A 9,077-nucleotide genomic window follows, 5' to 3' on the forward strand; every position below is an offset into this window, starting at 1 on the left:
GGGCCGGCGGGGCGGTGGTGCCGCGGGCGGTAGCTGCGGCGGCCGGGATCCCACCGCTCGGCCACCGCTCAGCGCCTACCGCTCAGCGCAGCTCCTTCGGCGGGGTGCGCTGCTCGTCCACCTTCTCGGTGCGCACCAGCTCGCCCCAGACGATGTAGCGGTAGTCGGAGGTGAGGATGGGGGTGCAGGTCGTCAGGGTGATGTACCGGCCGGGTTTCTTCTTCCCGGACTCCTCGGGGATGTCCGCCAGCACGCCGACGTTGTACTTGGAGGTCTTGGGGAGCGTCTCGTAGACCTTGTAGACGTACCAGGTGTCCTCGGTCTCCACCACGATCGGGTCGCCCTTGTCGATCTTGTGGATGTCGTGGAACTTGGCGCCGTGGCCGTCGCGGTGCGCGGCCAGCGAGAAGTTCCCCTCGCCCTCCCACGGCGGCGCGGCCTCCACGGGATCGGTGTAGTAGCCGGCGACGCCCTTGTTCAGCTCCTCGGTGTCGGTGCCCTTCTTGATCAGCACCTCGCCGCCCATGGACGGCACATGGAGGAAGCCGACGCCGTCCCCGCCCTCGTACTCCTTCTTCCCCTCGCCGCCCGGCCCGTCCTTCGCCCAGCTCTCGCGCACCTCGTTGCCGTCGCGCTCGGCCTCGCGGTTGGCGAGCACGTTCGTCCACCACAGCGAGTAGGCGACGAAGAGACCCAGCACCACACCGGCGGTGATCAGCAGTTCGCCCAGCAGGCTGACGACGGCCGGGAGCCAGGAGCGCCGGCGGCGGGGTGCGGGCGGCGGATCCGTCCGCGAACCGTTGTCCTGGTCGATCGCTGCCACCCGACGCACCGCCCGTTCCCCTCCGCAGTTCCTGTGCGCAGGTTATCGGACGAGAGCGTCCGGCTTCCCCTCGCTGCGCGGACGCTCCTCGGCCAGCTTCCCCCAGACGATCATCCGGTACTTCGAGGTGAACTCGGGCGTGCAGGTGGTCAGGGTGATGTACCGCCCCGGCCCGGTGAACCCCGATCCCTCGGGGACGGGGTCGATGACGCTGACGTTCGAGGGCAGGGTGGAGTCGAGGCGGTTGGCCATCTCGTAGACGTAGTAGGTGTCCTTGGTCTCCACCACGATCGGGTCGCCCGGGTCGAGCTTGTTGATGTAGCGGAACGGCTCGCCGTGGGTGTTGCGGTGCCCGGCCACCGCGAAGTTGCCCTTCTCGTCCCAGGGCATCGCCGTCTTCAGGGGCTCCTCGCCGTAGTGGCCGACCATGCCCCGGTCGAGGACGCCGTCCTCGTCCACCCCCTCGGCGACGGGCACCTTCACGTCCAGCTTGGGGATGTGCATGATCGCGAAGCCCTCGCCGGCGGAGAAGGCGCCGGGGTCGCGGCTGTCCTCGTCCCCCTTCTCGCCCCAGCGCTGCTCCAGCTTCTTCGTCTCGTCGCCCGCCTGGTGGTTGGCGATCACGTTCGTCCACCACAGCTGGTAGGAGACGAACAGCAGCATCACCACGCCGAGGGTGATGAACAGCTCTCCGAGGACCCGGCTGGCGACCACCATCGGGCTCTCCCGGCTCGCCCGTGCCGCGCGGCGGCGGGCGGCACGGCCGCCGGGCCGGGGTGCGCCGGTCTCCGGGGCGGAATCGGCCGCGGAGGCGGGCCCGGAGGCGGGGGACTCCTCGTGCCGCGCCGGGGACGGAGCCGCCACCCGGCGCAGCGCCATCGTCTCGTCCGCCGGGAGATGCGCCTGCCGCAGCGCCATCGTCTCGTCGTCGAGGGCCGGGGCCGGTGCGGGCCCGGGAGCCGGTGCGGGCCCGGGAGCCGGTGCGGGCCCGGGAGCCGGCTCGGGGGCGACCGACCGGTACGCCTCCGGGTAGGGACCGGCGCCGGGCGCGTGCGGTCCGGTGTACGGCGCGTGGGGCGCGTACGCCTGCGGCCGCTCCTCCCTCCGCACCGGCTCCTGCCCCGGCAGCGGATCGTTCAGCGGATCGGCGAGCCGCCCCACCGCGGCCTCGAAGGCCTGCTGCTCGACCTGCTCGGCGTAGGCGTCGGGGTGGGCGTAGGCGTCGGCGGGCGGGCCGGCCCGGTGGCGCCCGGCGAGCGGGTCAGCCCCGTGGGTGCCCTCCGGACGCAGGGCCGTCACGCCCCGACCACGGGGGCCAACCCCCGCGAGCGCTCCACGGCGCCGGTGTCACCGCACTCCGCGAGCCAGTTGGCGAGCATCAGGTGGCCCCACTCGGTGAGCACCGACTCGGGGTGGAACTGCACGCCCTCCACGGGCAGTTCACGGTGACGCAGCCCCATGACCACACCCGTCTCCGTCCAGGCGGTGACCTCCAGCTCCGCCGGGACGGTGGCGGGCTCGACGGCGAGCGAGTGGTAGCGGGTGGCGGTGAAGGGGGAGGGCAGCCCGGCGAAGACACCGCCGTCGCCATGGCTGACCGGCGACGTCTTGCCGTGCAGCAGCTCCGGCGCCCGGTCCACCACACCGCCGTAGGCCACGGCCATGGATTGCATGCCCAGGCAGACGCCGAAGACCGGCACGCCGCTCGCGGCGCAGTGCCGGACCATCTCGACGCAGACCCCGGCCTCCTCGGGCGTGCCCGGCCCGGGGGAGAGCAGCACACCGTCGAAGGAGTCCCGCGCGTGCTCGGGGCGGACCTCGTCGTTGCGGAGCACCTCGCACTCGGCGCCGAGCTGGTAGAGGTACTGGACGAGGTTGAAGACGAAGCTGTCGTAGTTGTCGACGACCAGGATGCGCGCGCTCATCGTCCCTGCCCCGATCCGGCCCGTCCCTCGTCGACCGTCACATCGCTGAACGGGAGCAGGGGCTCCGCCCAGGGGAAGACGTACTGGAAGAGAACGTAGACAACCGCCAGGGCCAGCACGAGCGAGAGCAGCGCCCGTACGAGCGTGTTGCCCGGCAGATGCCGCCAGATCCAGCCGTACATGCCGTGTAGCCGTCCCTTCTGTTACTCGCGCAACCAGAGTACGGGTACGCGGGCCCGGCGGGAGGCACAAGTCCCGCAATGCGTCGCAGGCCACCCGCGGCCCGGCCGCGGGCCGTCGGCCGCCTAGTCCACCGGCGTGCTCCGGGTCAGGTCGACCGAGCCCGAGTAGCCGGGGAGGGTCACCTCGTCGTGCTCGTCGACCGACCAGCCCAAGCCGTAGGCGTCGACGTACTCCCGGTAGTTGCGGACGGCGGGGGCGGCGTCCAGCGCCTCGCGCATCCGGTCGGGGTCGCCGACGGCGGTGACGGTGTACGGCGGGGAGTACAGGCGGCCCTGGAGGATCAGGGTGTTGCCCACGCAGCGCACCGCGCTGGTGGAGATCAGCCGCTGGTCCATGACCTTCATGCCCTCGGCCCCGCCCGCCCACAGCGCGTTGACCACGGCCTGGAGGTCCTGCTGGTGGACGACGAGGTCGTTGGGCTGGGGCTCGGGGATGCCGGGCATGCGGGCGGTGGCGTCGGGCGGGGCGTCGTCGAGGGTGACGGTGAGGCCGGAGCCGGAGAGCTTCTTCGTCCCCGCGGTCCGCTCCAGCTCCTCGAAGACGCGTTTCTCGCTCTCGGTGCTGCCGCTGTCGCGCCGGGCGAGGGCGTCGACCTCCCGGCGCAGGGCTCCCACGGACCCGTTCAGCTCCTCGATGTCGTCGCTGCGGGCCTCGATGAGGTCGGACAGCCGCAGCATCGAGTCGTCGGTGCGCAGGTCGGTGCCCTGGGCGGTGTTGAAGCTGACCCAGAAGAGGAAGCCGGCGAGGGCGAAGACGCCCGCCGTGGCGAGCCGGACGGGACGGAAGCGGGAATCGGTCACCTTACCCTTGTCTCCCTCCAGCACGCGGAAGTACTACGCTAGCGGAATCAGGAATCGTCCCCTCCCCGGCCTCCACCCGGATTCCGAACCGGGCTCCGGCCGCCGGGGAAGGGCCATCACGAACAGGCCCGCGCGGTCACGCAGCGCATCGACAGGAGAGTCCCTCGTGCCGAAGTCACGGATCCGCAAGAAGGACGAGTTCACGCCGCCGCCGGCGAAGAAGGCCGCGAACATCAGCCTCACCACGGGGCGGAGCTGGGTCGCGCCGCTGATGCTGGCGCTGTTCCTGATCGGGCTCGCATGGATCGTCGTCTTCTACGTGACGACGGGTGATCTGCCGGTCCAGTCGCTCGGCAACTGGAACATCGTGGTGGGCTTCGGTTTCATCGCGGCGGGGTTCGTCGTCTCCACACAGTGGAAGTAGCCGCCTCCACGCCCCGCCACGACCCGCCGCACCCCGTCACGACCGGGCCGTATCCACCCCGAGGCAGCGTTATCCACAGGTCTTCCACAGCCCTGGGAAAACTTCAGAAGATCTGTGGATAACTTCTTCAGCCTGTCTGTCGTTATGACCGGTGACCCTCGGTGGACGAGTGGGTTCGACCCTCGTCACCCTGGGGAAACGCCCATGCGCGCGGCCGCCGGGATCCCGCGCCGACGGCCGCCCACACCGTGCACAAGATCGGTCACCTGCTGTGGATAACCTCTGGCCACAGCTTCGCACGCAACAGCCGACCGTCGACGACCCGCGGCCGGCGACCCCCGGTCAGCGGCCGAGCAGTTCCACCGTGCGGACCACGCAGACGACCGCGATCGCCAGCAGCACCGCGGCCATCGTCCCGTACTGCGCCGGCGCGCGCCGGGCACGCGGGGCGTACACCATCGCGTAGGCGATGACCGCCCCCACCACCAGGCCGCCGATGTGCGCCTCCCAGGCGATGTTCGGCACCCTGAAGGTGATGAACAGGTTGATCGCCAGCAGCACCAGGATGGGACGCATGTCGTACCGCATCCGCCGCACCAGCACGGCGGTGGCGCCGAACAGCCCGTAGATCGCGCCCGAGGCGCCCAGCGACTCCTGGTTCTGCGCGGCGAGCAGATACGTCAGCGCGCTGCCGCCCAGCGCGGACAGCAGATACAGCGCCAGGAAGCGCCAGCGGCCCAGCGCCGCCTCCAGCTGCGGCCCGAGCCACCACAGCGCCAGCATGTTGAAGCCGATGTGCCAGATCTCCTGGTGCAGGAAGGCGGAGGTCAGCATGCGGTGCCACTCGCCGTCCGCGACCCCGACCCAGTCCGCCGCCGCCGGATCGTAGGCGTAGCCCAGCATCGTCAGCGCGCCGAGCAGCGAGCGGTCGTCGGCGGCGAGCACGGCGAAGAACACCGCCACGTTGATCCCCAGCAGCACCTTGGTGACCAGGCGCTGGTCGGCGGCGACGGTGCCGCCCGCCAGGGTGCGCGGCCGGGCGTCGCCCGCGGCGCGGCCCGTACCGGAACCGCCGCGCACGCACTCGGGGCACTGGTAGCCGACCGAGGCCGGGATCATGCACTCGGGGCAGATCGGCCGGTCGCAGCGGGCGCAGGAGATGCCGGTCTCCCGGTCCGGGTGCCGGTAGCAGCGCGACATCGCCGGCCGCCCACCGTCCTGCTGCTCCTCCATGGCCACCTCAACGCCCCCTCACGACGGACACGGCACACCCCGCCCACGGCGGTGGCATACCCACGAAGACGGAGAACACCGCCCCCTTCGTCCTACGGACGAAGAAGGCGGCGGGTTCCCGTCGGACGGCCCGGCCGCGCGGCGCGCAACAGGCCGCGCCCCCGGCGGCCGGGATCCGGGGCCGGCTCCGGCCGGCGCTGCCCGGCGCTGCCCGGCGCTTCTCAGCGCTTCTCGACGACCACCGACTCGATCACGACGTCCTGCAGCGGACGGTCGGTGCGCTGGTTGGTCGGGGCGGCCGCGATGGCGTCGACGACCCGCTGCCCCGCCTCGTCGGCGACCTCGCCGAAGATGGTGTGCTTGCCGGTCAGCCAGGCCGTCGGGGCGACGGTGATGAAGAACTGCGACCCGTTGGTGCCCGGGCCGGCGTTGGCCATCGCCAACAGGTACGGCTTGTTGAAGGCCAGGTCCGGGTGGAACTCGTCACCGAACTCGTAGCCCGGGCCGCCGGTGCCGTTGCCCAGCGGGTCTCCGCCCTGGATCATGAAGCCGCTGATCACCCGGTGGAAGACCGTGCCGTCGTACAGCCGGTCCGTGGACTTCTTCCCGGTGGCCGGGTGGGTCCACTCGCGCTTGCCCTCGGCGAGTTCGACGAAGTTCTTGACCGTCTTCGGCGCATGGTCCGGGAAGAGCCGGATGGTGATGTCGCCCTGGTTGGTCTTCAGGGTGGCGTAGAGCTGCTCGGCCACGGTCTACCTTCCGTCTGCACTTTCGGAACCCCCCGATCCTCGCACAGCCGGACCCCCGGCGCCGTTCGGCGGGGTCCGGCCGGACGGGTCGCGGGAAACCCGGTGAACCGTGTGGACCACGCGAGGCACGGAAGCCACGGGAAGGCGTGGACGACGAGGAGGACGGAAAGGACCGAAGGGTCTTCACCGGAACGAAAGCCGGAAATACGTCATAGCCCGTATGCCCGTTGAGACATGCCTCGACACTGTTGTGAAGGCATGATCTTCACCATGGGTGGAAGGCGGAAGACACACGCCACCGACGAGGAGGAGATCCCGTGACCCGCATGGACAGCGTGCGCAGCGCGACCGACAACGCGAGGGAGACCGTGCGGCACGCCGCGGAAGCGGTGGCGCCGAAGGTGGCCCTCGCGGCCGGACAGGCCCGGTCCACGGTGCGCGGACAGTACGCCGCCCGTGTCGCGCCGCGGCTGGAGCAAGCCCGCGAGACCCTGCCTCCCGCGGTCGACATGGCCGCCGCCCGAGCCGCCCACCGCACCCGCGAGGCGGCGCGTACGGCGAGTGAGTACGCGGCCCCCCGCGTCGAGGCCGCCCGCGCCGCGGCCGGCCCGGTACGGGAGGCGGCGATGGCCCGCTCCACCGCGGCCGTCGCCGCGCTGCGCGGCGAGCTGACCGCCCAGGACATCCGCAAGCTCGCGCGGCGCAAGGCCCGCCGGGCACGCAGGGGCCGGGCGTTCAAGCGGCTGATGGTGGTCGGTGTCGTCGCCGGCGGTGTGGCGGCCGTCTGGAAGTGGTGGGAGAAGCAGTCCAGCCCCGACTGGCTGGTCGAGCCCCCGGCCGCCACCGAGGTCGGCGAGGACGCCGCCGTCATGGAGGGCACCGGGTCCGCCGAGCCGAAGGCCGGGGCCGGAGCGACGGCCGCCCAGACCGACACCCAGGGCACCTCCTCGGAGGCCGCCCCGTCGGACGAGGAACGCTGAAGGCTCCGGCGTCCGCCCTCCCTCCGGCGGGCGGCCCGTCGCGCACCTCACGGGAGCCGCGGGGAGCCGCACGAAGCGGCACGGCACGCAGCAGGCCCGGTGCCGCGGAATCCGTGGATTCCGCGGCACCGGGCCTGTGTGGTGTGGAGCTTAGGGGAGTCGAACCCCTGACATCTGCCATGCAAAGACAGCGCTCTACCAACTGAGCTAAAGCCCCGCCATGGAACAGAGTACCCAATGCCCCGGGTTGGTTCCGACCGGGTATCGCTCCGCGTGCGCCGCCTCCGTAGGATGCTCCGGAAGTTCGCTCCAGCGAAGCGGACCCGGGGAGATCAGGGGAGAGAGCGATGGACGCAGCACAGCAGGAGGCGACCGCCCGGGCGAGGGAACTGCAGAGCCAGTGGTACGGCGAACCGCTGGGCACCCTCTTCCGCCGGCTCATCGACGACCTCGGCCTCAACCAGGCACGGCTGGCCACGGTGCTCGGCCTCTCGGCCCCCATGCTCTCCCAGCTGATGAGCGGCCAGCGGGCGAAGATCGGCAACCCCGCCGTCGTCCAGCGGGTCCAGGCGCTGCAGGAACTGGCCGCCGAGGTCAGCAAGGGCACCGTCACCGCGGCCGAGGCCACCCAGCGCATGGACGAGATCCGCCGCACCGCCGGCGGCAACGTGCTGACCTCCTCCACCCACGTCACCCCCTCCGGCGGCCAGGCCACGACCGTCAAGCGCGTCGTGCGCGAGATCCAGGCGCTGCTGCGCTCGGTCGCGGACGCGGCCGACATCATCGATGCCTCCGACTCCCTCGCCGAAAGCCACCCGGAGCTGGCAGAGTTCCTGAGGGTGTACGGCGCGGGCAAGACCGCCGACGCGGTCCGGCACTACGAGGCGCACCAGGCCTGAGAACGGCGGCGGCGGCCGGCGGGACGGGCAACCGACGGGTACAGGGACGAGGCGGGCACAGCGCGATGGGCGAGGTCTTCGCGGGTCGGTACGAACTGGTCGACCCGATCGGACGCGGCGGCGTGGGCGCGGTCTGGCGCACCTGGGACCACCGGCGCAGGCGCTACGTGGCCGCCAAGGTCCTCCAGCAGAGCGACGCGCACACCCTGCTGCGGTTCGTCCGCGAGCAGGCGCTGCGCATCGACCACCCCCACGTCCTGGCCCCTTCGAGCTGGGCCGCCGACGACGACAAGGTCCTGTTCACCATGGACCTGGTCCGCGGCGGGTCGCTCGCGCACCTCATCGGCGACTACGGCCCCCTGCCCCCGGCGTATGTGTGCACACTGCTCGACCAGTTGCTCTCGGGGCTCTCCGCGGTGCACGCCGAGGACGTGGTGCACCGCGACATCAAGCCCGCCAACATCCTGCTGGAGGCCACCGGCACCGGCCGGCCCCATCTGCGGCTGTCCGACTTCGGCATCTCGATGCGCAAGGGCGAACCGCGGCTGACCGAGGCCGACTACGTGGTCGGCACCCCCGGCTACTTCGCCCCCGAGCAGCTGATGGGCGCCGAGCCGGACTTCCCCGCCGACCTGTACGCGGTCGGGCTGGTGGCGCTGTACCTGCTGACCGGCCGGAAGCCCGACTCCCAGGCGCTGGTGGAGGCGTACGTCCACGGAGTGCCGCCCGCGCCGCAGGACATACCCGAGCCGCTGTGGCAGGTGCTGGGCACCCTGCTGCACCCCGATCCGGAAGCCCGCTTCCGTACGGCGACGGGCGTGCGCAGGGCGCTGGCGTCCGCCGCGGAGCTGCTGTCGGCGGACGCCACGGCGGAGCAGGAGGCCGTGGAGGTCTTCGACCAGATCGGTCCGCTGCCGCCGGGGTTCGGGCCGGACGGGCCGGAGGACCGGGAGGGCCCGCAGGAGGCCCGGCCCCCCGGGGGCACCGGGGACCCGGGGGAC

Annotated in this window: 11 protein-coding genes and 1 tRNA gene; 4 read left to right on the forward strand and 8 right to left on the reverse strand. The window is 71.9% G+C overall.

Features of this window, described 5'->3' with window-relative positions; translation table 11 throughout:
- Positions 1-82: 82 nt before the first annotated feature.
- The 5 genes from L7D48_RS21255 to L7D48_RS21275 all read right to left on the reverse strand — a co-directional run bounded on the left by L7D48_RS21255 (position 83) and on the right by L7D48_RS21275 (position 3,791).
- Entirely contained in the window at positions 83-823 is a 741-nt protein-coding gene (locus L7D48_RS21255) for a class E sortase (RefSeq protein ID WP_237881416.1), read from the reverse strand.
- Positions 824-865: 42 nt separating this feature from the next.
- Entirely contained in the window at positions 866-2,122 is a 1,257-nt protein-coding gene (locus L7D48_RS21260; protein WP_237881418.1) for a class E sortase, read from the reverse strand.
- The gene (locus tag L7D48_RS21265) at positions 2,119-2,748 is read right to left on the reverse strand and encodes an aminodeoxychorismate/anthranilate synthase component II (RefSeq protein ID WP_237881420.1); all 630 of its coding nucleotides are present in this window, start codon (positions 2,746-2,748) and stop codon (positions 2,119-2,121) included. The genes L7D48_RS21260 and L7D48_RS21265 overlap by 4 nt, the downstream gene beginning before the upstream one ends.
- The gene (locus L7D48_RS21270) at positions 2,745-2,930 is read right to left on the reverse strand and encodes a hypothetical protein (RefSeq protein ID WP_206347339.1); all 186 of its coding nucleotides are present in this window, start codon (positions 2,928-2,930) and stop codon (positions 2,745-2,747) included. The genes L7D48_RS21265 and L7D48_RS21270 overlap by 4 nt, the downstream gene beginning before the upstream one ends.
- Before the next feature lie 123 nt (positions 2,931-3,053).
- Positions 3,054-3,791 carry a DUF881 domain-containing protein gene (locus tag L7D48_RS21275; RefSeq protein ID WP_237881422.1) on the reverse strand — a complete coding sequence of 246 codons (738 nt, stop codon included), beginning with the start codon at positions 3,789-3,791 and terminating at the stop codon, positions 3,054-3,056.
- Positions 3,792-3,957: 166 nt separating this feature from the next.
- Here L7D48_RS21275 and crgA point away from each other — a divergent pair, with 166 nt between their 5' ends.
- On the forward strand, positions 3,958-4,215 hold the full coding sequence (crgA, locus tag L7D48_RS21280; protein WP_237881424.1) for a cell division protein CrgA: 258 nt from the start codon (positions 3,958-3,960) through the stop codon (positions 4,213-4,215).
- Between the two features lie 342 nt (positions 4,216-4,557).
- Here crgA and L7D48_RS21285 read toward each other — a convergent pair whose 3' ends face one another.
- Together L7D48_RS21285 and L7D48_RS21290 are read right to left on the reverse strand one after the other, a co-directional pair.
- Positions 4,558-5,448, reverse strand: coding sequence for a rhomboid family intramembrane serine protease (locus tag L7D48_RS21285; RefSeq protein WP_237881426.1), 891 nt, complete (start codon positions 5,446-5,448; stop codon positions 4,558-4,560).
- A gap of 221 nt (positions 5,449-5,669) precedes the next feature.
- Positions 5,670-6,197 (reverse strand): peptidylprolyl isomerase, encoded by a 528-nt coding sequence (locus L7D48_RS21290; RefSeq protein WP_237881428.1) that lies wholly within the window; start codon positions 6,195-6,197, stop codon positions 5,670-5,672.
- A gap of 317 nt (positions 6,198-6,514) precedes the next feature.
- Between L7D48_RS21290 and L7D48_RS21295 the strand changes: the two genes are divergently transcribed.
- Positions 6,515-7,177: a DUF5324 family protein gene (locus tag L7D48_RS21295; protein WP_374493137.1), complete on the forward strand. Its 663-nt coding sequence runs from the start codon at positions 6,515-6,517 to the stop codon at positions 7,175-7,177.
- A gap of 144 nt (positions 7,178-7,321) precedes the next feature.
- On the opposite strand, the gene L7D48_RS21300 is transcribed toward L7D48_RS21295, so the two are convergent.
- Positions 7,322-7,394: transfer RNA gene (locus L7D48_RS21300), tRNA-Ala, on the reverse strand.
- A gap of 130 nt (positions 7,395-7,524) precedes the next feature.
- On the opposite strand from L7D48_RS21300, the gene L7D48_RS21305 reads away from it, so the two are divergent.
- Positions 7,525-8,076, forward strand: a complete 552-nt coding sequence (locus L7D48_RS21305; protein WP_206347342.1) for a DNA-binding protein — start codon at positions 7,525-7,527, stop codon at positions 8,074-8,076.
- A 65-nt stretch (positions 8,077-8,141) separates the two neighbouring features.
- Positions 8,142-9,077, forward strand: a 936-nt coding sequence (locus L7D48_RS21310; protein WP_237881430.1) for a serine/threonine-protein kinase, incomplete at its 3' end; no start/stop codon positions are given.

Source organism: Streptomyces sp. ICN903 (genome assembly GCF_022015835.1).
Classification (GTDB): Bacteria; Actinomycetota; Actinomycetes; order Streptomycetales; family Streptomycetaceae; genus Streptomyces; species Streptomyces fenghuangensis.